General features: G+C 73.4%; 15 protein-coding genes and 1 pseudogene. 11 read left to right on the plus strand and 5 right to left on the minus strand.

The window, feature by feature from the left end:
* The 3 genes and pseudogenes from ACIPXC_RS32475 to ACIPXC_RS32485 all read left to right on the plus strand — a co-directional run.
* A pseudogene (locus ACIPXC_RS32475) lies at positions 1-99 on the plus strand (RNA polymerase subunit sigma-24); the annotation flags it as partial.
* Between the two features lie 119 nt (positions 100-218).
* Entirely contained in the window at positions 219-626 is a 408-nt protein-coding gene (locus ACIPXC_RS32480) for a hypothetical protein (RefSeq protein ID WP_401625341.1), read from the plus strand.
* Between the two features lie 164 nt (positions 627-790).
* Positions 791-1,216 (plus strand): DUF6223 family protein, encoded by a 426-nt coding sequence (locus ACIPXC_RS32485; protein ID WP_401625344.1) that lies wholly within the window; start codon positions 791-793, stop codon positions 1,214-1,216.
* Positions 1,217-1,412: 196 nt separating this feature from the next.
* Here ACIPXC_RS32485 and ACIPXC_RS32490 read toward each other — a convergent pair whose 3' ends face one another.
* From ACIPXC_RS32490 to ACIPXC_RS32510, 5 genes are all read right to left on the minus strand, one after another.
* Positions 1,413-1,655, minus strand: coding sequence for a DUF6296 family protein (locus tag ACIPXC_RS32490; RefSeq protein ID WP_401625347.1), 243 nt, complete (start codon positions 1,653-1,655; stop codon positions 1,413-1,415).
* A 159-nt stretch (positions 1,656-1,814) separates the two neighbouring features.
* Positions 1,815-2,399: a copper chaperone PCu(A)C gene (locus ACIPXC_RS32495; protein WP_401625350.1), complete on the minus strand. Its 585-nt coding sequence runs from the start codon at positions 2,397-2,399 to the stop codon at positions 1,815-1,817.
* Complete coding sequence (locus ACIPXC_RS32500) at positions 2,399-4,756, minus strand: heavy metal translocating P-type ATPase (RefSeq protein WP_401625353.1); 2,358 nt, start codon at positions 4,754-4,756, stop codon at positions 2,399-2,401. The genes ACIPXC_RS32495 and ACIPXC_RS32500 overlap by 1 nt, the downstream gene beginning before the upstream one ends.
* Positions 4,753-5,010, minus strand: a complete 258-nt coding sequence (locus ACIPXC_RS32505; protein ID WP_401625356.1) for a hypothetical protein — start codon at positions 5,008-5,010, stop codon at positions 4,753-4,755. The genes ACIPXC_RS32500 and ACIPXC_RS32505 overlap by 4 nt, the downstream gene beginning before the upstream one ends.
* 195 nt (positions 5,011-5,205) lie before the next feature.
* Positions 5,206-6,153, minus strand: coding sequence for a methionyl-tRNA formyltransferase (locus ACIPXC_RS32510; RefSeq protein WP_401625359.1), 948 nt, complete (start codon positions 6,151-6,153; stop codon positions 5,206-5,208).
* Between the two features lie 273 nt (positions 6,154-6,426).
* On the opposite strand from ACIPXC_RS32510, the gene ACIPXC_RS32515 reads away from it, so the two are divergent.
* From ACIPXC_RS32515 to ACIPXC_RS32550, 8 genes are all read left to right on the plus strand, one after another.
* Complete coding sequence (locus ACIPXC_RS32515) at positions 6,427-7,782, plus strand: lysine N(6)-hydroxylase/L-ornithine N(5)-oxygenase family protein (protein WP_401625362.1); 1,356 nt, start codon at positions 6,427-6,429, stop codon at positions 7,780-7,782.
* Between the two features lie 22 nt (positions 7,783-7,804).
* On the plus strand, positions 7,805-8,863 hold the full coding sequence (locus ACIPXC_RS32520) for a FecCD family ABC transporter permease (protein WP_401625365.1): 1,059 nt from the start codon (positions 7,805-7,807) through the stop codon (positions 8,861-8,863).
* Positions 8,860-9,921, plus strand: coding sequence for a FecCD family ABC transporter permease (locus ACIPXC_RS32525; protein WP_401625368.1), 1,062 nt, complete (start codon positions 8,860-8,862; stop codon positions 9,919-9,921). Before ACIPXC_RS32520 ends, ACIPXC_RS32525 begins: the two co-directional genes overlap by 4 nt.
* A gap of 39 nt (positions 9,922-9,960) precedes the next feature.
* On the plus strand, positions 9,961-10,836 hold the full coding sequence (locus ACIPXC_RS32530) for an ABC transporter ATP-binding protein (protein ID WP_401625371.1): 876 nt from the start codon (positions 9,961-9,963) through the stop codon (positions 10,834-10,836).
* Between the two features lie 76 nt (positions 10,837-10,912).
* On the plus strand, positions 10,913-11,971 hold the full coding sequence (locus tag ACIPXC_RS32535; RefSeq protein WP_401625373.1) for an iron-siderophore ABC transporter substrate-binding protein: 1,059 nt from the start codon (positions 10,913-10,915) through the stop codon (positions 11,969-11,971).
* A gap of 2 nt (positions 11,972-11,973) precedes the next feature.
* Positions 11,974-13,791, plus strand: coding sequence for an ABC transporter ATP-binding protein (locus ACIPXC_RS32540; protein WP_401625376.1), 1,818 nt, complete (start codon positions 11,974-11,976; stop codon positions 13,789-13,791).
* A 27-nt stretch (positions 13,792-13,818) separates the two neighbouring features.
* Positions 13,819-24,819 carry an amino acid adenylation domain-containing protein gene (locus tag ACIPXC_RS32545; RefSeq protein WP_401625379.1) on the plus strand — a complete coding sequence of 3,667 codons (11,001 nt, stop codon included), beginning with the start codon at positions 13,819-13,821 and terminating at the stop codon, positions 24,817-24,819.
* Positions 24,806-26,506 carry an ABC transporter ATP-binding protein gene (locus ACIPXC_RS32550; protein WP_401625382.1) on the plus strand — a complete coding sequence of 567 codons (1,701 nt, stop codon included), beginning with the start codon at positions 24,806-24,808 and terminating at the stop codon, positions 26,504-26,506. Before ACIPXC_RS32545 ends, ACIPXC_RS32550 begins: the two co-directional genes overlap by 14 nt.
* Positions 26,507-26,544 lie beyond the last annotated feature (38 nt).

A 26,544-nucleotide genomic window follows, 5' to 3' on the forward strand; every position in this document is an offset into this window, starting at 1 on the left:
GCCGTCCGCGTCGAGAACACCCGCATCACCGGCCTCTACTTCGTCCGCAACCCCGAAAAGCTCACCCACCTCGACTCCGAGACCCCACTCACCCGTTAGGGGCTGTCCTGTCGATCGGGCCGGACCCGCGAGCCCGGCCTGATCGGCAAGCCACCCCCTGCGATCGAACACCCCGGCGATTCGCCGACCACAGCACACGACGAAGGGAAGCACACACCGTGCCCGGACAGGCGACCACCACCACGCCTCACGGCGAGACCTTCCTCAAGACCGCAGCAGTGCTGCAGACCCTGGCCCTGTTCTTCCAGGCGTCCACCGCCGGCCTGCTGCTGACCTCGTCCCGCGCCTACACACTGCACGACTACGGATCGAAGGTGATGTACGCGGCCGCCATGCTCTACGTGCTCGCCACGGTCCTGGCCTGGCGCCCGGGCGGCGGATCCCCCCGCCCCGTCCTGTACTCCACCGGCTTCCTCCTCCTCGCCTCCGCCCAGGTCGCCCTCGGTATCGCCCACGTGGCATCGCTGCACGTCCCCCTGGGCGTGCTCATGTTCGCCCTCAGCGCCCTCGCCCTCGTCCGCGCACTCTCCCCCCGCTCGCCACTACGCCCGGCCACCGGCTCGTAACCGTCCGACGAGACGGGGCCCGCGGCGAACCCGCCCGGGAGGCACAGCCTGCACGCCGCCACGGCCGGCCACCCCAATCCGACATCGCCTCGCATCGCCACCGTCGGCGTCGTCCGAGCGCCGCCCGGTCCGTTCAGACCATCCCGGAAGGGACGCATCACGCCATGTCCACCCGCTCCTCGCTCTCCGTTGCCGCCGCAGTCCTGATCGCCGCTCTCGCGCTGGCCGGACCCGCCACCGCCGCGTCGGCCACGCCGGTCGCCGCCGACGTCCTCACCCTGAGCGTCGGCCGGATCGGAGCCTCCCTCTCGGCGCTGACCGGCCTGATCGGCTCGGTGTGCGGAGGCATGGCCCTGACACGCACCACCGGCAAGGGTCCCGTCGCCGCCTGGGCCAGACGGAACGGAGCGCTGACCGCCCTCGTGACGGGCCTGATCGCGGCGGCCGTCGGCGGGACGGTCGCCGCCACGGCCGAGGGCGGTCTGGGCACCGGCAACGGACTCGGCGGAGCCTACGTCGCCGTGCTCCTGGGCCTGATCGCCGTCACCCTCGGCTGGCTGGCCCGCATCCGTTCCCACCAGATCCGCTGATCCCCGCCGCCGCCGACAGCGGCCAGGTCCATCACGGCCGGCCAGTGGCAGTCCGGCGACCTGCATATCCTCGTCCTCATCCGCGTCATCGCCGACCCCGGATACGACGCCCGCACCCGCCGAACGCCTCACGCCTGCCCGCGTCCGCGAGGTCCCGCCCGCCACGCGGCGACGCCCCCGGGCGCCGCGTGGCGGGTCAGGACACGGCGCGAGCCCGCAGGACGCGGGCCGGCTGCTGGCCCCCGCCCGTCGCCAGCACCCGTACCTCGCCGCCGCCGCTGATCTCGGCCCGGACGATACCGGTGGCGTCCTCGTACACGGGGTGCCCGCCGGGTCCCGCCGCGCTGGTCCGGGTCATCCGGACGACGTCCTCCCCGACGCCGTCCGCCGCGGCGAAGACCACCTCGTAGGCTTCCGCGTCGCCGTGCACCGTACCCATGGCCGACCCTCCTGCCGTGACGTCTGCCGTTCGCCGGCGGTGGCCGACGTCCCACCTGCCACGCTAAGCCCACCCCGCCGCTCTGTCCTCACCGGCCGCCACGGCCCGCACCGCAGCGCGCCACTGGTTCCACCGGGTGACGGTACCCGCGCCCCGGCCTCAGCCGAGGGGCCGCACCACGAACGCCACGGCGTCCACCGCTCCGCTGCGGCGGAAGTGCAGGACGAACGGGATGGCATCGCCCACCCGGTGGCGGGCCTTCACCCGGATCGTCAGGTCCAGGGTGGCCGGTGTCATCACGAGGAAGTCGCCCGCCGGGATGTTCGCCGACGGGACCGCCCGCGCCCGCACCGTGTCGCCGGCCTCCCCGCCGCGCTCGTGGCGGTTCAGCACGATCCCGTCGGCGGCCGGTGAGGTGACCGACACCAACTGGTCGTCGGAGTCACCGGTGTTGGCGATCCGGAAGAAGGCAGCCGTGTGCTCCTTCCCGGCCTGCGGGACCAGGACCCTGCCCGCGCCGACGTCGATCCGCGCCGGGCTGCCCGCGGCACCCGCCTTCGTCCAGGCCGTCAGGCCCACCAGCATCGTCAGACAGGCGGTCACGGGGACCAGTACGGCGAGCAGCCCGTCGCGCAGGCTCCGAGGGTCGGGCGTGCGGCCTTCCGCCGCCGTCACGGCCCGGCGCAGCGCCCGGTGGACGGTCCTGCGCACCGACTGGTCCACCGTCCGGAGGAGGTCGTTCATCAACGGGAAGCCTTCCGGACGGGGGTACCGAGGGGTTTCGGCGCGGGTTGCCAGGTGCGCAGGCGCAGGCTGTTGGCCACCACGAGCAGCGAGCTCGCGGACATCGCGGCGGCGGCGAGCATGGGGCCCAGCAGCCCCACGGCCGCCAGGGGGACGGTCACCGCGTTGTAGCCGAAGGCCCATACCAGGTTGAGCCGGATCGTCGCCAGGGTGCGGCGCGCGAGGCGGACCGCGTCGGCGACCGCCTCGATGTCGCCCCGTACGAGGGTCACGTCGGCGGCGCCGATGGCCACGTCCGTGCCGCTGCCCATCGCGATCCCGAGATCGGCCTCCGCCAGGGCCGCGGCGTCGTTGACCCCGTCCCCGATCACGGCGACCCGGCGGCCCCCGCCGCGCAGCTCCCGTACCAGCGCCGCCTTGCCCTCCGGCGTGCAGCGGGCGTGGACCTGTGCGATGCCCAGCTCGCGGGCGACGGCCCGCGCGGTGGTCTCCCGGTCGCCGGTCGCCAGGACCGGTTCCACGCCGAGGCGACGCAGCCGGTCCACCGCCCGGTAACTGCCGGGCCGCAGGACGTCGCCCAGCGCGATCAGCGCCTCGTCGAAGCCGTCCACCCGGACCAGGACCGGGGTGAGCGCGGCGGCCTCCGCCTCGGCCAGTGCCTGCGCCAGCGAGGCGGGCAGCCCCTCGCCCGGAGTGCGCACCTCCACGCGGCGGCCCTCCACGATTCCCGTCACGCCGCTGCCGGGGACGGCCAGGAAGCCGAGGACCCCCGGCAGCGGGCCCGCGGCCGAGCGCTGGGCGTACGAGAGCACCGCGCGGCCCAGCGGGTGCTCGGAGCCCTGCTCCACCGCCCCGGCCAGCCGGAGGGCCGCGTCCCGGCCCATCCCCCCGGCCGTCTCCGTGACCCGTACGACGGACATGTGGCCGGTGGTGAGGGTGCCCGTCTTGTCCAGCACGATCACGTCGACGTGCCGCAGGGCCTCCAGCGCCTGCGGCCCCCGTACCAGGATCCCGAGACGGGCGCCGCGGCCGGTGGCGGCCATGAGCGCGGTGGGCGTGGCCAGGCCCAGAGCGCACGGGCAGGCCACGACGAGGATCGCCACCGCCGCGGTCACGGCCGCCTGGGGGTCGGCTCCGGCGCCGAGCCAGAAGCCGAGCACGGTGACGGCCAGGGACAGCACGGCCGGGACGAACACGCCCGCCACCTTGTCGGCGAGGCGCTGGGCCCGCGCCTTGCCCGCCTGGGCCTCGGTGACCAGGTGGGTGATCCGGGCCAGCCGGGTGTCGGCACCGACCGCCGTGGCCTGTACGACGAGCAGCCCGCCCATGTTGACGGCGCCGCCCACCACCGCCCGGCCGGGTCCCACCTCGACGGGATCGCTCTCCCCGGTGATCAGCGACAGGTCCAGGGCCGAGTTCCCCGAGACCACGACGCCGTCGGTGGCGACCCGCTCCCCGGGCCGGACCACGAAACCCTGCCCCGGGAGGAGTTCCGCTATGGGCAGGAGGCGTTCCCTGCCGTCCTCGCGCACGGTCACGTCCTTGGCGGCCAGGCCGGCGAGGGAGCGCAGGGCCGCACCCGTGCCGCGCCGGGCGCGTGCCTCCAGGTGGCGGCCGGTGAGCACGAAGAGGGGAACGGCGACGGCCGCTTCCAGGTAGACGTGTGCGACCTCCGTTCCGGCCTGCGGGAGGAGGCTGAACGGCATCCGCATGCCGGGGTCACCCGCGCCGCCGAGGAACAGCGCGTACAGGGACCAGGCGAAGGACGCCACGACGCCGATCGAGACCAGGGTGTCCATGGTGGCCGCCGCGTGCCGCAGGCCGCGGGCCGCCCGTACGTGGAACGGCCAGGCGCTCCAGACGACCACGGGGGCGGCCAGTACCAGGCACAGCCACTGCCAGTTGCGGAACTGCAGGGCGGGCACCATCGACAGGAGGAGGACGGGCGAGGAGAGGAGCGTGGTGATCAGGAGGCGTTCGCGGTCCTTGCGGGCCTCCTCACGGGCCGGACCGTCAGGGGCGTCAGGGGCGTCAGGGGCGTCAGGGGCGTCCGGGTCGGCCGGAGCGCCGGGGGCACCGGGGCCGGTGGAGGCCGGGGGAGTGGTCCGTGACGCGGGTGGCGGCACCAGCTCCGTCTCGTACCCGGCCCGTTCGACCGCCGCCAGCAGTTCGCCGGGGGTGACCTGCGCCGGGTGGTGGACGCGGGCCCGGCCGGTGGCGAGGTTGACCGAGGCCGTCACCCCGTCGATGCGGGACAGCCGCTTCTCCACCCGGTTCACGCAGGCCGCGCAGGTCATGCCCCGCACGACGAGGTCGGTGGTCGTCAGCCCGGTGACCGTGCCGCTCTCCGGTGTCATCGCCCACCGCCGCTCATGCCGGTCATGCCGCCGGTCATGCCACCCATGTCCCCGCGGCCGCCCGGCTCGGCGGAACCCGCGTCGCCGACGGTGCTCCGCATGCCGGGCGCCACCGGACCGGCCGCCGCCCCCACCCCGTACGCGAGGGTGAACATCGCGAGGAGCAGTACCACGAAGCCGGTCAGCGCCGGGGGAGGGCCCCACCGCTCCGTGGTCGCGGGCGCCTGGACTGCGGACTGCTGTTCTTCGGCCATCGCCATTCCCTGATCCGAGGATTCGCTCACGGAGCCACCGCCCCGCCCGTTCCGCGCAGGTGGTCGGATGCGATCCCGGTCCGGTTCCCGCGGATCCGCCGCCGGGCCGAGGGGCGGGCGGCGGGCGGCGGGCGCCGAGCGGGGTGCGTCGGGGTGGTGCCCGGCGCACCCCGGCCGTGGCGTACCGGGGGCGGGTCAGGGGCGGGCGGTCAGGTATCCGCCCATGGAGGTGAAGTACTCGGTCGCGGGCAGCTCACGGCCGTCCTCGGTCCGCACCCGGGTGATGGCCAGCCCGTGGTTGCGGCCGGAGCGGGCGTCGGCGCCCGCCACGATCACCACGCCGTCACCCTCGCGGTAGAAGACGCGGCCGGGCGTGCCGCCGTACCGGCCCCGCGACACGAAGGCGGCCAGGACCTCGATCCGCCTGCCGCGGTGGAAGGTGAACGCGCTCGGGTACGGCTCGGACTGGGCGCGCACCAGACGGTCGAGCTCCTGCGCGGACCAGGTCCAGTCGATGCGGCTGTCCTCGACGGAGCGCTTGTGGAAGAAGCTGGCCCGCGACCGGTCCTGGCGGACGAACTCCCGTTGCCCGGAGGCTATGAGGTCCAGCGCGCCGACGGTGACGGGCGCGATGAGGTCGACGGTGCGGTGGAAGAGGTCGGTGGCGGTGTCCTTCGGACCCACCGGTACGGCCTCCTGCCGCACGATGTCCCCCGCGTCGAGTTCGTCGTTCATCATGTGGGCGGTGACGCCCACCTCGGTCTCTCCGTTGATCAGCGCCCAGATCAGGGGCGAGAACCCGGCGTACTTCGGCAGCAGCGAGTCGTGCACGTTCAGGGTGCCGTGGCGCGGGAGGCCGAAGACGCGCGGGGGCAGCCAGGTCCGCCAGTTGTTGGCCACGATGATGTCCGGGTCCGCCTCCTTCAGGCGCGCGAACAGCTCGTCGTCGTCCGGGCGGTTGCGGAGCAGTACCGGGACCCCGTGCTCCTCGGCGAGGTCGGCGACGGAGTCGCTCCAGATCTTCTCGTAGGCGTGCTCGCTCCTGGGGTGCGTCACGACCAGCACCACGTCGTGCTCGGAGTCCAGGAGGGCTTGCAGGGTGCGGTGCCCCCAGGTCTGGTAACCGAACATGACGACCCGCATGGGGTTCCTCCTCAGGGCAGGGGGTTGGTCATGTCGAGTAAAGCAAGGCTTGCCTAAGCCTGCAATGACCCTTATCTGCAAGGGAGTTGGAGATCACTCGGAAGGGTGACCGCCCGTTTTACCTATCGACAGTGTCGTCCGGATCAGCTTAGCCTTGCCTAAGTCTCATGGTCGTGGTTCCGTCGGCATGCCCGCATTCCGTGCCGGCCGGTACGCGGCCGACGGCCGCCCGTCCCCACGGCGGGAAGGCCGCCCTCGCAGGATGGGAGTGACATGGCACAGGTTCGTCCTGGCGAAGCCCCGGTGGTCCACGACCTCATTGGCATCGGCTTCGGGCCGTCCAACGTGGCCATGGCCATCGCGGTCAGCGAGCACAACTCACGCGTCGGCGGACAGGAGGCGGTCAGCGCCCGCTTCTTCGAGCAGCAGCCCCGCTTCGGCTGGCACCGCGGCATGCTCATCGACGACGCGACCATGCAGGTGAGCTTCCTCAAGGACCTGGTGACGCTGCGGAACCCCGCGAGCGACTTCAGCTTCCTGTGCTATCTCAAGAGCAAGGGACGGCTGGTCGACTTCATCAACCACAAGAACCTCTTCCCGCTCCGCGTGGAGTTCCACGACTACTTCGAGTGGGCCGCGGACAAGGTCGACGCCATGGTGTCCTACGGACACGAGGTCGTCGGGATCACCCCCGTGACCCGGGACGCAACGGTGGAGCACCTCGACATCACGGTCCGCTCCGGGGAGGGACTCGCACTCCACCGGGCCCGCAACGTCGTCATAGGAACGGGCCTGCGCCCCTTCATGCCGGACGGCGTGGAACGCACCGACCGCATCTGGCACAACTGCGACCTGCTGACGAAGGTCGACGGCCTGGACGGCGCCGTCCCTTCCCGGTTCATCGTGGTGGGCGCCGGGCAGAGCGCCGCCGAGAACGTCGCCTACCTCCACCGCCGGTTCCCCGGGGCCGAGGTCTGCGCCGTCTTCTCCCGCTACGGCTACAGCCCCGCCGACGACAGCGGCTTCGCCAACCGCATCTTCGACCCGCAGGCCGTGGGCGAGTTCTTCGCGGCGCCGGAGGACGTCAAGCGCCGGCTCATGGACTACCACGGCAACACCAACTACTCCGTGGTGGACATCGACCTGATCGACGACCTCTACCGGCAGATGTACCAGGAGAAGGTCCTGGGCACCGAGCGACTCCGCTTCCTCAACGTCTCCCGGCTGACGGACGTCAGGCAGACCCCCGGGGGAGTCCGCACGACCGTGCAGTCCCTCGTCACCGGTGAGGAGACCCCCCTGGACGCGGACGTCGTGGTCTTCGCGACCGGATACCGCCCGGCCGACCCCCTCGGCCTGCTCGGTGACGTCGCCGAACGGTGCCTGCGCGACAACGCGGGCCGCGTCCGGGTCGAGCGCGACTACCGCATCGCGACCGATCCCGCACTGCGGTGCGGCATCTACGTGCAGGGCGGTACGGAGCACACGCACGGCATCACCTCGTCCCTGCTGTCCAACACGGCCGTCAGGGTGGGCGAAATCCTCGACTCCCTCCTCGGGCGGGGCCTGAAATCCGGGGCCGACGAGGTCCGCACGGTCGCCGGGGGCACCGGCGGCGCCGCCCGCTGACGAAGGGATGACGTACGGCGACATGGGCACGCTTGCACTCGAACGCCCCGTCCCCACGGGCACGACGAGGGCGCGGAAGCGGCGGGTGGTCGGTTCGCTCGCCCTCGTGTTGATCCTCCTGACCGCGATGGTGGTGTCGTTGGGCGTCGGTGCGCGCGGGCTGACGCCGTCCGAGGTCTGGTACGGGCTGACCGCCGGGCCCGGCGCCGACCACCGGCTCACCGAGATCCGGCTCATCGTCCAGACCGTACGGATCCCCCGTACGGTGCTCGCCACCGTCGCCGGAGTGGCACTCGGGGTCGGCGGGGCGCTGATCCAGGGGTACACGCGCAACCCGATCGCCGACACCGGCCTGCTCGGAGTCAACGCGGGGGCCTCGTTCGCCGTGGTCTCGGTGATCGCCGTCTTCGGTTTCGCGAACCCGTTCCAGTACGTCTGGTTCGCCTTCGCCGGGGCGGCGGTCGCCGGTGTCGTGGTGTTCGGGCTGGCGAGCATCGGCCGGGGAGCGGGCAACCCCCTGACGCTGGCGCTGGCAGGACAGGGGGTCACCGTGTTCCTCGCGGCCATGACCACGGCGGTCGCGCTGTCCGACAAGGCGTCGCTGAACGCGCTGCGCTTCTGGAACGCGGGCTCGGTGGCCGGCGTCGGCTTCGGCGTCATCTGGCCGGTGACCGCCTTCGTCGCGGCCGGGCTGGTCCTGGCACTGACCACGCTGCCCGCCGTCAATCTGCTCAACCTGGGCGACGACGTGGCCCGGGGCCTGGGCGTCAACATCGCGCTGAACCGGACCATCGGCATCGTCGCCATCACCCTGCTGGCGGGGGCCGCGACGGCGGCGTGCGGCTCCATCGCGTTCCTCGGGCTCATGGTGGCTCACGTGGCCCGCTACCTGACCGGGCCGGACTACCGCTGGCTCGTACCGTACGCAGGCCTGCTCGGCGCCGTCGTCCTGCTGCTCTGCGACATCGCCGGGCGGCTGCTGGTCCGGCCGGGCGAGCTGGACGCGGGTGTCGTCGTGGCCCTCCTGGGCGCCCCCTTCTTCGCGGTGCTGGTGTGGCGCGGAAAGTTCAAGAGCGCATGACCGGGACCCGAGTGAAGCCTTCGGTGGCCCCGGGTGTGCGGCTCGGCGGGGTGTCGTTCGTCTGGCGGCCGTGGCCCGTCTGCGTCACCCTCCTGCTGGCGGCGGCGACGTTCCTCCTCTTCTGCCTGTCCATCGGCGTCGGGGACTTCCCGATCGGCCTGCCCCAGGTGGTCGCCACGATCCTGGGCCGGGGCGAGCAGGTGGACGAGTTCGTGGTCATGGACCTGCGGATGCCGCGGGCGCTGGCCGGGTGTGTCGTGGGCGTCGCGCTCGGCATGTCCGGGGCGATCACCCAGTCCGTCGCGCGCAACCCGCTGGCCAGCCCGGACATCCTCGGGATCACCTGGGGCGCCGGTGCGGTCGCGGTGTTCCTGGTGACGGTGTCGGGCGGGACCGCCACGGCGGTCGTCAACTCCGTGGGCCTGTCGGGTGCAGCTCTTGCGGGTGGTCTCGGTACGGGGCTCCTGGTGTACCTCCTGGCGTGGCGGCGCGGGATCGACGGCTTCCGGCTCATCCTCATCGGCCTGTCCGTGAGCGCGGTGATGGAGGCGATCACGACCTGGCTGCTGGTGACGGCCGACATCAGGGACGTGGCCCGGGCACAGGCCTGGCTCATCGGCTCGCTGGACAACCGCTCGTGGGACGACGTGCGGGTGGCGCTCTGGTGCACGCTCGCCCTGGCGGCCGTCGTGGCGGGCGCCGCCTTCCAGTTCAAGCCGTTGCACCTCGGCGACGACGTGGCCGCGGGCCTGGGGGTCCGCTACACGGTGGTGCGCGGCGTCCTGCTGCTGTGTGCCGTGCTGCTGGCGGGCGTCGCGGTGAGCGCGGCCGGACCGGTCTCCTTCGTCGCGCTGGTGGCACCGCAGGTCGCGATGCGTCTGGCGAGGTGCCCGACGCCGCCGATGGTCGCCTCCGGCCTGACCGGGGCCCTGCTGCTGACCGGTGCGGACCTGGTCGCCCGTACGGCGCTGCCGATGACCCTGCCGGTCGGCGTCGTCACGGCCGCGATCGGCGGTCCCTTCCTGGTCTACCTCCTGGTGCGGGCCAATCTTCGTTGATCGACACATGTTCGGGCAGGCACGGACCAAGGGGGAAGCGTGGCCACTCAGCACGTCACCGGGAGCGCGGCCGGGGGCGGGGACACCGCACGGCTGGCCGCCAGGGGGGTCACGGTCGGGTACGGGGGCCGGGTCGTCATCGACGACCTGGACGTGGTCGTCCCGCCCCGGGTGATCACCACGATCATCGGTTCCAACGGCTGCGGGAAGTCGACGCTGCTGCGGACCCTGTCGCGGCTGCTCAAGCCGACCAGGGGGACCGTCGTACTGGACGGCGAGGACATCGCCGGGCTCCGGACCCGGGACGTGGCGCGGAAGCTGGGTCTGCTGCCGCAGGCCCCGGTGGCCCCGGAGGGGCTCACGGTGGCCGACCTGGTGGCCAGGGGCCGGCATCCGCACCAGAGCTGGCTGCGGCAGTGGTCGTCGGACGACGCCGCCGTGGTGGAGCGGGCGCTGGCCATGACCGGGGTGGCCGACCTGGCGGACCGTCCGGTCGACGCCCTGTCGGGAGGGCAGCGCCAGCGCGTGTGGATCTCCATGACGCTGGCCCAGGGCACCGATCTGCTGCTGCTGGACGAGCCGACGACGTACCTGGACCTGGCGCACGCCATCGACGTGCTCGATCTGGTGGACGACCTCCACGAGTCCGGATGCACCGTGGTCCTGGTGCTGCACGACCTGAATCTGGCCACCCGTTACAGCGACAACCTCATCGTGATGAAGGCGGGATCCATCCTCGCGCAGGGGCACCCGCGCGACGTGATCACGGCCGAGTCGCTGCACGAGGCCTTCGGGCTGCGTGCCAAGGTGATCGACGACCCGGTGGGGGACAGGCCGCTCATCGTGCCGATCGGCCGCGCCCATGTGAGGCCGGATCAGCTGGACAAAGGTACGGTTCAAGTAAGGCTAGGCTAGCCTCACTTGGGCGCGCTACTGTGTGGCTGCCCTCGGCCGGGGGCGCAATGGACAGCACGAAAGCAAGGGATTGCGGATGCTTCTCCATCGGACGTCAGTCACGAACCCCCGGGCGCGGTCCGCGCTGGCGGTCTGCGCCGCGACGCTCGGGGTCGGCCTCCTGGCCGGATGCGGTGCCGACCCGGCGGACCCGGCCGAGCAGAAGGGCGGTGACGCCCCGGCCGCCGCGGCCGGCACCTTCCCGGTCACCGTGGAGCACGCCTTCGGCTCCACGAAGATCGCCAAGGCCCCCCAGCGGGTCGTCTCCGTCGGCTACACCGACGACCAGGCGATCCTCGCCCTCGGCGTCAAGCCGGTGGGCATGGTCGACCAGTACCCCAACCCGCCCGGTACCAGCCCGGACATCAACACCCAGTGGCCCTGGACGAAGGACAAGTGGGGTGACACCCGCCCCGAGGTCGTCATGAACAACGGCGACGCCGGCCCGAACTACGAGAAGATCGCCGCCCTGCGGCCGGACCTGATCGTCGCGGTCTACTCCGAGATCGACCGGGCCGCCTACGACAAGCTCTCCAGGATCGCTCCGACGGTGGGCCGGACCAAGTCCGAGAAGGAGCCGTTCAGCGCCCCCTGGCAGGACAACGCGGTCCACATCGCCAAGGCCCTGGGCCAGGAGGCCAAGGGCGCCGAACTGGTCAAGGGCATCCAGGACAAGCTCGACGCGGCCAAGCAGGCGCACCCCGGTTTCGCGAACCAGACCGCCGTCGCACTGTCCTGGTACAAGGACTCCGTGGCCCCCTTCACCACCACCGACGTGCGCGGCCGGCTGGTGACGGGCATCGGCTACCAGGGCCGGACGGAGATCGACAAGATCGCCGACGGCAAGTTCTACACCACGCTCTCCCCCGAACGCATGGACCTCGTCGACGTCGACCGCATCTTCGTCATCGCCGACCGGGCGGACCAGGAGGCGCTGAAGAAGTTCGACCTGTTCACCAACCTCGACGCGGTCAAGAACGGCAGGGTCTCCTACCTCCTGGACAGCGAGGGACCCGCCGTCGGCGCTGCCATGTCCCAGGGCACCCTGCTCTCCCTGCCCTACGCGATCGACGAACTCGTCAAGTCGGCCGGCTGAGTGTGAGCACCACGGATACGCTCGTCGCCCCGACCACCCTGCGGACCACGACCGGACGCGAGGCCGTCCGCTGGGTCGCCGCGCACTGCCGTGAGGTGCCCTGGCTGACGGCCGCCACCGCCCTGACGACGGTGGCCGGGGCCGCCCTCCAGGTGCTCCCGCTGCTCCTGCTCGGCCGGGTCGTCGACGGGGTGGTCGCGGGCGGACCGCGCTCGATCCTGGTCACCACGGGCGTACTGATGGTGGCCGCCGCGCTCCTCGGCGCGGCGGCCACCGCCCTGTCCACCTACCTGGTCGGCCGGCTCGGCGCCGACCTCCTCGCCCGGCTGCGGGAAGGCGCCGTCCGGACGGTCCTGGGAATGCCGAGCGCCCGGATCGAGCAGGTCGGCCGCGGAGACGTGCTCTCCCGCGTCGGCGACGACGTCGCCGTGCTGTCCAGGGGCATCCGTACGGCCGTCCCCACCGTGTTCTCGGCGGGCGTGCTCGTGGCCATCGCCACCCTCGGCATGTTCGGCCTCGACTGGCGGCTCGGCCTGGCCGGAGCCGGCGCACTGCCCGCGTACGCCCTCGCCCTGCGCTGGTACCTGCCCCGCTCCGCGCCCCTCTACAAGCAGCAGCGGGCCGTCCAGGCGGACCGCGCGCAGGCGCTGATCAGCGGACTCAACGGGATCGACACGGTCCGCGCCTACCGTCTGGAGGGCGCCGTCCGGGAGAAGGTCACCACCGAATCGTGGCGGGTCCGCGAACTCGGCATCGACGTGTTCCGGCTCTTCGGCCGTTTCGTCGGCCGGGAGAACCGGGCCGAGTTCATCGGACTGGTCCTCATCATCCTCGTCGGGTACGCCCTGCTGGAGGCCGACGCCGCCACCCTCGGCGAGGTCTCGGCGGCCCCCCTGCTCTTCCACCGGCTGTTCACCCCGCTGGGCTCCATCATGTTCACCTTCGACGAGGCGCAGAAGTCGGGCGCGAGCCTGACCCGGCTGGTCGGGGTGCTGGGCGAGGACGCCCAGGACCGGCTGGTCGGCGCCCCGGGCGTCGTACCGGCGGCCGACGCGGCCCACCCGGTGACGGTGAAGGGCCTGACCTTCGCCTACCCCGGCACCGAGCAGCCCGTCCTGAGGGACGTCGACCTGACCATCCCGGCCGGTGGCTCCCTCGCCCTGGTCGGGGCGACCGGCGCCGGCAAATCGACCCTGGCCGCGCTGATCGCGGGCATCGGGACCCCGCAGACCGGATCGGTCCGCATCGGACCGACCGACCTCGCCGGTCTGGACGAGGCCGGTGCACGGGCCCTGGTGAGCATCCTGACGCAGGAGACGCACGTGTTCTCCGGCCCGCTCGCCGACGACCTGCGGCTGGCCGCACCGCAGGCCACCGACGCCGAGCTGACCGAGGCCCTGCGCACGGTCGGTGCCGAGGGCTGGGTGGACGCCCTGCCCGACGGCCTGCGGACCACGGTCGGGGAGGGCGGCGAACGCCTGGACGTCACCAAGGTGGCCCAGATCGCCCTCGCCCGGCTGGTACTGGCCCGTTCGCCCGTGGTGGTGCTCGACGAGTCCACGGCCGAGGCGGGCAGCGAGGGCGCGGTCGGGCTCGAACGGGCCGTGCTCGCCGCCTGCGCGGGCCGCACCACCCTGTTCGTCGCGCACCGGCTGACCCAGGCCATGGCGGCGGACCGGATCGCCGTGCTCGACGCGGGCCGCGTCGTGGAGCACGGCACGCACGAGGAGTTGGTGGCCCTCGGCGGCCGGTACGCGCGACTGTGGCGCGCCTGGCGCGAGGGAAGCCAGCCCCACCCGCGACCGGGTGGGACAACCTGAGGACACTGAAGGGGCGTTGAGTCTTCTATGACGGAACCGACCGCTCGTCTCGTGCGGCTGTCTCCCACGCGCCTGGCCGGGGTACGCCGGCGAACGGGCGACTACAGCGACCGGACCATCGCCTCGGCGTGCTCGATCGCCCTGGCGTACTGGGCGACCGGCCGCAGTCCCGACGGCATGGAGCTCACCCCCGGCACCCTCTTCGCGGACGTCCTCGGCTGGGCCGACAACGGCGGCGGCGGTGCGACCGGCTGGAACGTGGGCGCGGACGCCCGCAGCATCACCCTCCCGGACGGCGTCCCGCCGGCCGAGGCACAGCTCGCCCTCGACGACCTGGCCGACTTCCCCGACCGGCCCCTCGGCACCGTCGCCCCCTCCAGCGTGGCGGCCCGCATCGAGACCCTGGCCCGGTGGAACGACACCGGCGCCGACCGGGTCCGCCCCACCATCGTGGAGATGTTCCGCGAGCAGGCGCGCACCCGCCCCGACGCCGTCGCCGTCGTCGACGAGCACCGCGCACTGACCTACGGCCGGGTCGCGGAGCTGTCCGGCCAGCTCGCCCACCACCTCCTCGACCGCGGGATCACCGCCGAACAGGTCGTCGGCATCTCGCTGGACCGCTCCGCCGACATGGTGGTCGCCCTGCTCGGCGTACTCCGGGCCGGAGCCGCGTTCGTCCCGCTCGACCCGCAGTGGCCCGCCGCACGCAGGGCCGTCGTCATCGAGGACGCGGGCGTCGTGCTCCAGCTCAATGGCTCGGGCGAACACCCCCCGGGCGAACCGGCCGCCGTGGCCGTCGACCTCGGCGACTGGCGCCACGGCTCCCGCCCCGGCGGGGACCCCGGCATCACCACCCCCGGCGACGCCCTCGCCTACGTGATCTTCACCTCCGGCTCCACCGGCCGCCCCAAGGGCGCGATGATCCGTCACGAGGCGATCAGCGAGCGCCTGCTGTGGCAGGTCGAGGAGATCCTGGGCTTCGGCCCCGACGACGCCTCACTGTTCAAGGCGCCGCTCTCCTTCGACATCTCCATCAACGAGATCTTCCTGCCGCTGGTCTCCGGCGGCAGGCTGGTCGTCCTGCGGCCCGGCGGCGAACGCGACCCCCACCACCTCCTCGGCGTCATCGCCGCGCAGCGCGTCACCTTCACCTACCTGGTGTCGTCGATGCTGGACGTACTGCTGGAGATCGCGGGCGACTCCGGACGGCTGGACAGCCTGCGGCACGTGTGGTGCGGCGGCGAAGTGCTCACCCCCGAACTGTACGAACGGTTCCGCACCCGGCTCGACATACCCATGTACCACGGCTACGGCCCGGCCGAGACGACGATCGGCGTGTCCCACGTCATCTACCGGGGCGCCGCGGAACGCCTGTCCACCTCGATCGGCAGGGCCAACCCCAACACCCGCCTCTACGTCCTCGACGACGAACTGCGCCCGGTCCCGGCCGGCGTCGGCGGCGAACTGTACGTGGGCGGCCTCCTCCTGGGCCGCGGCTACGCGGGCGCCCCGGGCCTGACGGCCTCCCGCTTCGTCGCCGACCCCTTCGCCGGGGACGGCTCGCGCCTGTACCGGACCGGCGACCTGGCCCGGTACGCCCCGGACGGATCGCTGGACTTCCTCGGCCGCGCGGACAACCAGATCAAGATCCGCGGCATGCGGCTGGAGATCGAGGACGTCGAGGCCGGCCTCGCGGAACACCCCCGCGTACGGCACACCTGCGTCGTCGCGAAGCAGAACACCGCGGGCGGCACCTACCTGGTGGGCTACGTGATCCCCACCGCCGGAGCCGCGGACCTGCGGGCCGAGGAGGTCCGGGACTGGGCCGCCGCGCACATGGTCGCGTACATGGTGCCCGCCCACATCGTCGTCCTGGAGGAGTTCCCGCTCACCGCCAACGGCAAGCTGGACCGCGGCGCGCTGCCGGAGCCCGCCTCCGGCACCGGCCCGTTCGCCCCGCCCGCCACCGAGAACGAGCACCTGGTGTGCGAGGCGGTCGCGACGCTCCTGCACCTGGACCGGACCGGTGTCGACCAGGACTTCTTCCGGCTCGGCGGCGACAGCCTGCTCGCCATCTCCCTGCTCGGCGCACTGCGCAAGGCCGGCCTGTACCTCACACCCCGGCAGATCTTCACCCACAGCGTGCTCGGGGCGCTGGCCGCGGTGGCGAGCCCCGTCGACGCCGCCGCCGAGGACCACGACGACGTGGCGACCGGGCCCGTCACCGGATCCCCCATCGTGCGCTGGCTCGGCGGGACCACCGACGCCGTCGACGGCTTCGTGCAGGCCGTGGAGCTGAACACCCCCGCGGACCTGACCGCCGTCGCCCTCGACACGATCCTCTCCGCCGTCGTCGAACGCCACGACATGCTGCGCGCCCGGCTCGTGCGCGGCGACCGCTGGGGATTCGAGGTCCCGGCCCCCGGACAGCGCACCGCCGCCGGATGGCAGGAGAGCGACCGGCCGCTCGACGCATGCGTCGCGCTCGCCACCGCCGCACTGGACCCGGCGGGCGGCGTCATGCTGCGCGCCGTATGGCGCCGCGACGCCCGCCGGCTCGTCCTCGTTGCCCACCACGTGGTGATCGACGCCGTGTCCTGGCGGATCCTGATGGAGGACCTCGCCACCGCCTGGCGGCAGTACTCCACCGGCGTGCCGGTCCGGCTGCCGGCGGTGGGAACCTCCTTCCGCCGCTGGACCCAGCTGCTGGAACAGGCCGCGTTCGACGACGACCGCGCCCACTTCCACCGCGCCCTGCCGGGTACGGACGCACCCCTGGGCCGACGCGCCCTCGGCGCGGACGACACCGTCGCACGCGAACGGACCCTGACCGTGCTGGTCGGCCCCGAGGTCACGGCCGCCCTGCTCGGTGACGTTCCCGCCCGCTTCCACGCGGGCGTCAACGACGTGCTGCTGACCGCGCTCGCCGTCACGCTCGCCCGGTGGCGCCGCGACCTCGGCCAGGACCAGACCTTCGCCCACGTCGAACTGGAGGGACACGGCCGCGAAGCACGCTTCGTGGCGGACGGCGCCGGCTTCGAACCGGAACTCTCCCGGACCGTCGGCTGGTTCACCACCCTGTTCCCGGTCACCGTGGACCCCGGCGCGGCCGACGACCTCACTGCTCCCGACTACCTGGCGGCCGCCGTCAAGGCCGTCAAGGAGGACCTCGCCCGCGTCCCGCGGGGCGGCCTCTCCTACGGCGTCCTGCGCCACCTGGCCGACGCCCGGTTCGACGCGCCCGCACCCCAGGTCCTCTTCAACTACCTCGGCCGCTTCACCGCCGGAGCATCCGGCGACTGGGAACCGGCCGGTTCCACGGGCTGGTTGGGGGAGCGGCGGGACCCCGGGATGCGCCTGCCGCGGGCTCTGGAGTTCAACGCCATCGCCGAACCCGGCCCCACCGGTGCCTACGAACTGGTCACCACCCTCTCCTGGCCCGACGGCCTGTTCACCGACGAGGACATCGCGACCGTCGGCGCGTACTTCCAGCAGACCCTGACCGCGATCGCCGCACTCGACGGCGGCGGCCACACCCCCGGCGACTTCCCCCTGGTCGCCCTCACCCAGGCGGACGTCGACGAACTCGACGGCCCCGCCCTGCGCGACGTCCTGCCGATGACCCCGCTCCAGGAAGGCCTGTACTTCCACTCCGTCTTCGACGACGACTCCCGCGGCCACTACGTCGAACAGCAACTGCTGACCCTGGAGGGCGAGGTGGACACCGGCCGGCTCGCGGCCGCGGCCACCCGCCTGCTCGCCCTCCACCCCAACCTCGCGGCCCGTTTCACGCCGCTCGCCGACGGCCGTGTGGTCTGCGTACTGGAGAGCGGCGTACAGGCCCCCTTCACCGTCCTGGACCGGCCCGGGATGACCGACGAGGAGATCCGCGAACACGCCGAACGCGACCGCCGCGCCGGATTCGACCTGGCCACCGGCCCCCTCATGCGCTACACACTCATCCGCGCGGGGGCGGGCCGGACCGTCCTGGTGCAGACCGTGCACCACATCATCGCCGACGGCTGGTCGGTGCCCCCGATGCTCCGCGCCCTGCTCGCCGAGTACCACGCGCCGGGCACCGTCCATCCGGTCGGCGGCTTCACCGACTACGTACGCCGGCTCGCCGGGCGGGACGAGGAGGAGAGCGACCGCGTGTGGCGCGAACAGCTCGCCGGCCTGCCCGGCCCGTCCCTGGTCGCCGAGGGACACACCCCCTCCGACCGGTTCGCCGACGCGGCCTCGGACCCGGACGCAGACCTCGACGAAAGGGCCCGCGCGGCCGGCGTGCCCCTGAGCGTCGCCGTGCACAGTGCCTGGGCGGTCGCGCTCGGCGGCCTGCTGCACGGCCGGGACGTCGTCTTCGGCTCCACCGTGTCGGGGCGCGACGTGGACGTGCCCGGCATCGAGGACATGGTCGGCCTGTTCATCAACACCATTCCCGTCCGCGCCCGGTGGACCGCCACCACCACCGCCGGGGAACTGCTCGCCTCGGTCCGCGAGCACCAGAGCGCCGTACTGGCGCACCAGCACGTGTCGCTGGCGCGCATCGGCCGCCGGGCCGGCGCCGGCCCGCTGTTCGACACCCTGGTGGTCTTCGACGTCGCGACCGACACCGCGGCCCTGCGCGAGCCCGCCCACACCCTGTCCGTGACCGGCATTGTGAACGAGGGAGCCCCGCACTATCCGCTGACCCTCGTGGTGGAACGCGTCCCCGACGGACGGCCCCGCTTCAACCTGATCCACGACGGCGCGCTCCTGCGGGAGAGCGGGGCCCGGGCGATCCTGTCCGCCTTCACCCGTACCCTCACCGGCCTCCTCACCCGGCCGGACGCCCTGGTCGACGACCTGGTCGCCGCACCGGGGGACGCCGAAGCCCGGCACCCGGGGCGGACCGCCCAGACCACCCGGGCCGCCCCGACCGTAGCGGCCACCCTGGGTGACCTCTTCGACGCGGCAGCGCGCCGCGATCCGGCCGCCACCGCCGTCACCCAGTGCGCCCTCGACGGCGCGACCCGCTCGCTGACCTACGGCGAACTGGCCGCGGCGCGCGACGAACTGGCCGCCACCCTGCGGGCCGCCGGTGTCGGACCGGGAGAGCGCGTCGCCGTCGCCGTACCGCGCTGTCTGGAGCAGGTCGTCGCGCTCGTGGCCGTCGTCACGGCGGGCGGCGCCTACGTACCGCTGGACCTCGCCCACCCGGACGAGCGGCTGGAGTACGTCCTGACCGACGCCGCTCCCGAGGTCGTCCTCGTCGCCCCGGAGCACCGGGACCGCTTCACGCGGCTGCTGCACCGGGCGGGCGTCCCCGCCCGCGTCCTCGTACCGGGGGAGGAACGGCTGCCGCAGGACACCGGGGGTCCCGCCGCTCCCGCTGCCGCCCCGCACGACCCCGCGTACGTCATCTACACCTCCGGCTCCACCGGCCGGCCCAAGGGGGTCGTGGTCCCGCACTCCGGTGTCGTGACCCTGCTCGCCAACACCCGCCCCGGCATGGACTTCGGCCCGCGCGACGTATGGGTGCAGTTCCACTCGTACTCCTTCGACTTCGCGGTCTGGGAACTGTGGGGCGCCCTCGTCCACGGCGGCGAGCTGCTGGTGCCCGACTACGCGCTGACCCGATCCCCTCTCGACTTCCACCGGCTGGTGCGCGAACGCGCCGTCACCGTGCTCAACCAGACCCCCTCCGCCTTCTACCGGTTCATCGAGGCTGACCGGCACGCCGCCGAGCCGCTCCCCGCGCTGCGCCGGATCATCTTCGGGGGCGAGGCGCTGGACCTCGGGCGGCTGCGCGGCTGGGTCGAACGGCACGGCACCGTCTCGCCCGAGCTCGTCAACATGTACGGCATCACCGAGACCACCGTCCACGTCACCCACCGGATCCTGACCGACGAGGACTTCCGCTCCGGCGGCGACGTCAGCCCGATCGGCCGCCCCCTGCCCGGCCTGGTCACCCACCTGCTCGACGACCGGCTCCGGCCGGTGCCCCCGGGCCGGGTGGGCGCCGTCTACGTCGCCGGCGACCAGGTCTCCCTCGGCTACCTGGGCCGGCCCGGGCTCACCGCGGGCCGCTTCGTGGCCGATCCGTTCGCCGCCGACGGCTCCCGCATGTACCACACCGGCGACCTCGCCCGTCGCACCCTCGACGGCGAGCTGGAGTTCACCGGCCGGGCCGACGACCAGGTACAGCTCAAGGGATTCCGCATCGAGCCCGGCGAGGTGGAGGCCGCGATCAGGGAACTCGACGGCGTCCTCGACGTGGCCGTCACCGCGGCGGACAGCGGCGACCACCTCGTCGCGCACCTCGTGGGACGGACGCCGGGCGACCTCGCCGGCGCGCTGGCGGCGAAACTGCCCGCGCACATGGTGCCCGCACGCGTGCTGCCGGTCGACGCCCTGCCCCTGACCGTCAACGGCAAGCTGGACCGGCGGGCCCTCGCGGAACGCGCCCGGACGGCGGCGGGCGGGACCGGGCCGGAGCACGCCGGAGCCGCCGAGGCCGCCGTGGCGCACGACAGCGCGCTGACGGCGCTGGTCGGTGTTTTCACGCAGGCCCTGCCCGGCACCGCCGTGGACGCCGACTGCGACTTCTTCCGGGCCGGCGGCGACAGCATCCTCGCCATCACCGTCGTCAACCGGGCCCGGACCCTCAGCCTCGCGATCACCCCGCGGGACGTGTTCCTGCTCAGGACACCGCGCGCGCTCGCCGGACACCTGGCCGCGAGCACCCCGCCGACCACGGCGCCCCCCGCCCCCGCCGTCCCCGCCGCCCCCCAGGACGGCCCGTTGGCACCGACCCCGATCATCCTGCGCCAACGACTGCTGGGCGGCCCGCTCGCCCGGTTCGCCCAGGCCCGGGCCGTGACCGCCGCCGAGGGTACCGCCTTCGCCGACGTCGAGCGCGCCGCGAACGCCGTCGTGGCCGCGCACCCGGCCCTGCGGCTGAGGCTGCGCACCGAGCACGGCGTATGGGCCCTGCGCACCGAACCCGCCCGCGAGGTGCGCGTCGTCCGCGCGGACACCTCCGACCCGGCGGCCGCGGCCGACGGGGCCGCCGGACGCCTCGATCCCGAGGCCGGGGACGTCATCGCGTTCACGTGGCTGGAGACGAGCCGCACCCTCGTGGTCGCCGTGCACCACCTCGCCGTCGACACGGTGTCCTGGCTGATCCTCCTCGACGACCTGGACGCGGCCCTGCGCGGAACGCCCCCGGCGCCGCAGAGCACCCCCTACGCCGAGTACGCGCGGGCCCTGGCCGATCCCGCGGCCCACCCGGCCGACAGCGGCCCCGGGCACTGGATCGCCACGCTCCAGGCGCCCCCGCTGCTGCCCCGGGTCCGGGCGCCGCGCGACACCACCGTCGTGCTCCCGCCCGACGTCGGCGACCTCGTCACCCGCACCGCCCCCGCCGCACTCGGCGTCGGACCCACCGAGCTGCTGTGCGGCGCGCTGCGCACCGCGCTGACCCGGATCCAGCCCACGCCCACCGACCTCGCGGTCGACCTGGAGCGGCACGGCCGCGAACCGGTGCTGCCCCACCACGACTACACCCGTACCGTCGGCTGGTTCACCTCCATCGCGCCCGTGCGGCTCACCGCCCACACCGACCCCGTCGCGGCGGCCCGCGAGGTCGCCGCACGCCGGCCGGACGCCCGCGCCCACCTCGACTACGGCCGGCTCCGCTACCTCGACCCGCAGACGGCCCCGCTGCTGGACACCCACCCGCAGGTGCTGTTCAACTACCTCGGCCGGGGCGACGAGTCACGCGCCCTGCACATCAGCGGCGGCGACCTGGGCGACCACAGCCCCTACGCCGTCGAGGTCAACGCCTGGACGGACACGGCCTCCGGAAGCCTGCACGCCGTCTTCACCCTCGCCGACGGCGTCCCCGAGGAGATCACCGGGTACTGGTGCGACGCGCTGCGGCACATCGCCGACGCCTCCACCACCGTCGAGCGCACCGCCCCGGTCACCCCGCTCCAGCGCGGCCTGTACTTCCAGGCCCAGCTGGCCGGACCGGTCGGCCACTACGTCGCGCAGAGCTGGTTCACCTTCGACCGGCGCCTGGACACCGGTGCCCTGGCCGAGGCCATGGCCTGGGTGATGGCCCGCCACCCGGCAGTGGGCGCCGGCTTCGCCACCGACGACGACGGCAGCGCCGTGCAGGTCCTCGCGGCCGGCCGCCGCGTCGACGTCGGCACGGTCGACCTCGCCACGGACGCCGAGGCCGAGGAGCTGCTGGCCCGGGACCGCGCCACCGGATTCGACACCGACCGGCCGCCGCTGATCCGGCTGACCGTGGTGCGCCGGCCCGACGGCCGCGACGGCCTGCTGCTCAGCTACCACCTGCTGCTGTGGGACGGCTGGTCCCGGGAGATCGTCCTGCGCGACCTGTTCGACGCCTACGAGGCGGCCCTCAAGGGCACCCTGACGGCGCCGGCCCCGGCCTCCCCGAGCTTCGAGGACCACGCCCGGGCACTCGCCGCCAAGGACCCCGCCGCGGCGGAACGGTTCTGGGCGCGGCACCTGACCGGCCTGCCCGGCCCGACCCTGCTCGCCGGACCGTCCCCGGCCCTCGCCGACGGCCTGCCCCGCACCCTCGTGCACACGCTCGACCCCGAGCGGTCGCAGCTCCTCCGGGACGCCGCCCGCACCCACGGCGTCACCCTGAACTCCGTACTGACCGGCGCCCTCGGCCTCCTGCTGGGTGCCCGGACCGGCCGCGGCGACGCCGTCTTCGGCGTGACCGTCTCAGGCCGCGAGGGCGAAGGGCTGGCCGGCATCGTGGGCGTCCTGCTCAACACCGTCCCCCTGTGGACACGGGCCCGGCCGGGCGACACCGTCCGGGAGTACCTGTCGGCAGTGCAGGCCGCCCGGGTCGAGGCGATGGAGCACGAGCACATCGGGCTCGGCGAGATCCAGCGGGCCGGCGGACACGACACCCTCTTCGACAACCTGTTCGTGCTCCAGAACTTCCTGGACCTGGACGCCTTCGCGGAGATGAACGCCCGCCACGGCATCACCGCCGTGCGCGCCGACGACTCCACGCACTACCCGTACACCTGGGTGGTCACCCCCGGCGACCGGCTCACCGTCAAACTTGAGTACCGCGACCACGACACCCCGGCGGCCCGGCGCCTCCTGGACGACTACCTGCGCCTCCTCGACGACCTGGCCCGGGCCACGGGCCCGGTGGGCGCCCTCGGCGGTCGCGGGCCGGGGACCGCAACCGCCCGGCGCACCGGCATCGGCACGGACACCGTCGTCGACCGGTTCGACCGGGCGGCCGACCGCGACCCCGGGCGCACCGCACTCGTCGCCCACGGACACCCCATGACCTTCGCCGGCCTCCGGGACCGCAGCCGCGCCCTCGCCGGTGTCCTCACCGGGCGCGGCATCGGTCCCGAGACCACGGTGGGCATCGCCGTCCCCCGCTCCCTGGACTCCATCGTGGCGCTGTTCGCCGTCCTGCGCACGGGCGCCGCGTATGTGCCGCTGGAGCTGGACCACCCCGACGAGCGGATCGCCGCGATCGTCGCGGACGCCCGCCCCGAGGTCGTCCTCACCGTCGGTGCCGTGTCACCCCGGCTGGGCCTGCCGCCCGGCGACCTCATCGAGCTCGACCGGCCCCTGCCCGCGGCCGAGCCCTTCACGACCTTCGCCCCCGACGCCCCGCACCGCCTGCGGCACCCCGCGTACACGATCTACACCTCCGGGTCGACCGGCAGGCCCAAGGGCGTGGTCACCGAGTACGCGGGCCTGACCAACATGCTGATCAACCACCAGCGCCGGATCTTCGAGCCGGTACTGGCGGAGCACGGCCACCGGGTCTTCCGGATCGCCCACACCGTGTCGTTCGCCTTCGACATGTCGTGGGAGGAACTGCTGTGGCTCGCGGACGGCCATGAGGTGCACATCTGCGACGAGGAACTGCGCCGCGACGCCCCCCGGCTCGTCGAGTACTGCCTGCGGCACGGGATCGACGTCGTCAACGTGACCCCGACCTACGCCCAGCAACTGGTCGCCGAGGGCCTGCTCGACGACCCGGACCGGCGGCCCGCCCTCGTCCTGCTGGGCGGTGAGGCCGTCACGCCCACCCTGTGGCAGCGGCTCGCCGAGACCGAGGGCACGGCCGGATACAACCTCTACGGCCCCACCGAATACACCATCAACACCCTCGGCGTCGGCACCTTCGAGTGCGAGGACCCCGTGGTGGGCGTCGCCATCGACAACACCGACGTCCACGTCCTGGACCCGTGGCTCCGCCCCCTGCCGGACGGGGTCCCCGGCGAGCTGTACGTGGCGGGCATCGGCATCGCGCGCGGCTACCTCGGCCAGGCCGGGCAGACCGCGCACCGGTTCGTGGCCTGCCCGTTCGGCGAACCAGGCGAGCGGATGTACCGCACCGGAGACCTGGTGGCGCGGCGGCCCGACGGCAACCTGGCGTACCTGGGCCGCACCGACCAGCAGGTCAAGATCCGCGGACACCGCGTCGAACCGGGGGAGGTCGAGGCCGCGTTCGCCGCGCACCCGCAGGTCCGGTTCGTCGCCGCCGTCGCCCAGCCCGATCCGCAGGTGGACGGCGCGTACCGGCTGGCGGCCTACCTCGTCCTGGACGACGGCGGGGACCTGGCCGCGGTCGCCGCCGAAGTGGGCTCCACACTGCCGGACTTCCTGCGCCCGACCCACTACGCCCGGGTCGACGCCATCCCGCTGACGGTGAACGGGAAGGCCGACACCAGGGCACTGCCCGAGGCCCGGCCGCTGGGCGCGCTGACCACGGCGGACGAGCGCGGCCCGGAGACGGAGACGGAGACGGCCGTCTGCGCGTTCTTCGCGGAAGCCCTGGACCTGGACGACGACGAGGTGAGCGCGGTGAGCGACTTCGTGTCCCTCGGCGGACACTCCATGCTGGCGGTGCGGCTGATCGGCCTGCTCCGCCGGGAGTACGGTCCAGTGATCACGATCCGCGATCTGTTCACCCTGCGCACCCCGGAAGCGATTGCCCGCCACCTCGATGACCACTCCTGACACGCAGCGGGCCCGTTCGGGGTCCGACATCCTGCGCATCGCGCTGCGCCGCAACGTCGGCGCCATGGCCTGGGGCACCCTCCTCATGGGCCTGTACCAGGCCGGCGAGACGGCCTTCCCCATCGCGCTCGGCCTGATCGTGGAGCACACGATGCAGGACCGGGGCCCCCGCGCCCTGGTCCTGTCGATCGCCGCGCTCGCCGTGATCATCACGACGGTGTCGCTGTCCTGGCGGTTCGGCATGCGCATCCTGCAGAAGGCCAACACGACCGAGGCGCACCGCTGGCGGGTGCGCGTCGCGGACTGCGGTCTCCAGCCGGTGGCCCGGGACATGGGCCTGAAGTCGGGCGAGGTGCTGACCATCGCCACCGAGGACGCCGACCAGACGGCCGACATCATCGAGGTCGTACCCCTGCTGATCAGCTCGCTGGTCGCGGTGCTGGTGGCCGCCGTCGCCCTGGGGCTCGCGGACCTCAGGCTCGGCCTGCTGGTGATCGTCGGCACCGTCGCGATCCTGTCGGTGCTGTCGGTGATGTCCCGGCGGATCGGCTCCAGTACGCGCGAACAGCAGGCCCGGGTGGCCCGCGCGGGCGCGAAGGTCGCCGATCTGATCACCGGGCTGCGCCCGCTGCACGGTTTCGGCGGCAACCACGCGGCCTTCGGGGCCTACCGGAAGGTCAGTACCGAGGCGAAGCACCAGGCGGTCACCGTGGCCGGGGTGAACGGCGCGTACGCCGGCACGGCCGCCGCCCTCAACGCCGCCCTGGCCGTGGCCGTGACCCTGACGGCAGGCCTGCTCGCCTTCGACGGCCGCATCACCGTCGGCGAGCTCGTCATGGCCGTGGGGCTGGCGCAGTTCATCATGGAACCGCTGAAGATGTTCTCGGACATGCCCAGGTACGTGATGATGGCGCGGGCGTCGGCCGAGCGGATGGCGCTGGTGCTGACCGCGCCCCCGGTCTCCGTCCCGGGACCGCGGCGCCCGGCCGCCGGCGGTGACCTGGAGGTCGACGGTGTCCGGCACGGCGCCCTGCGCGGCCTGGAGTTCCACGTCCCGGCGGGCGGTTTCACGGCGATCGCCGCCTACCAGCCGCGCGCCGCCGCCGACCTCGCCGCAGTCCTGGCCGTACGGGTCCCGCCCCACACCTACGAGGGAGCCGTACGGGTCGGCGGGCAGGAGATCGCCGGACTGTCGGTGGCGGCGGTCCGCGAGCACATGCTGGTCAACCCGTACGACGCGGAGATCTTCGCGGGCACGCTCCGCACCAACATCGACCCGTCGGGCAGCAGCCGGACGGTCCCCGAGGCCGTCGAGGCGTCCCTGCTGACCGATGTCGTCGCCCTCCACCGCGAGGGGCTCGACTACGCCGTCCGCGACCGCGGCGCGAACCTCTCCGGCGGCCAGCGCCAACGGCTGTCCCTGGCCCGGGCCCTGGCGGCCGACAGTGACGTTCTCGTCCTGCACGATCCGACGACGGCCGTCGACGCCGTCACCGAACAGCTCATCGCGCGCAACATCGCGCGGCTGCGCCGGGGCCGGACCACCCTCGTGATCACGAACAGCCCGGCCCTCCTGGACGCCGCGGACCGGGTCCTCGTCCTGGACGACGGCGTGATCACCGCCGAGGACACCCACCGCAACCTGCTCGCCACAGACCAGGACTACTGCCGGGCGGTGGCGAGATGAGGGGCGGGTCGGACCGCGGCACGGTGGTCGAAGAGGCT

The organism is Streptomyces sp. NPDC090021 (assembly GCF_044748225.1).
Taxonomy (GTDB): Bacteria; Actinomycetota; Actinomycetes; order Streptomycetales; family Streptomycetaceae; genus Streptomyces.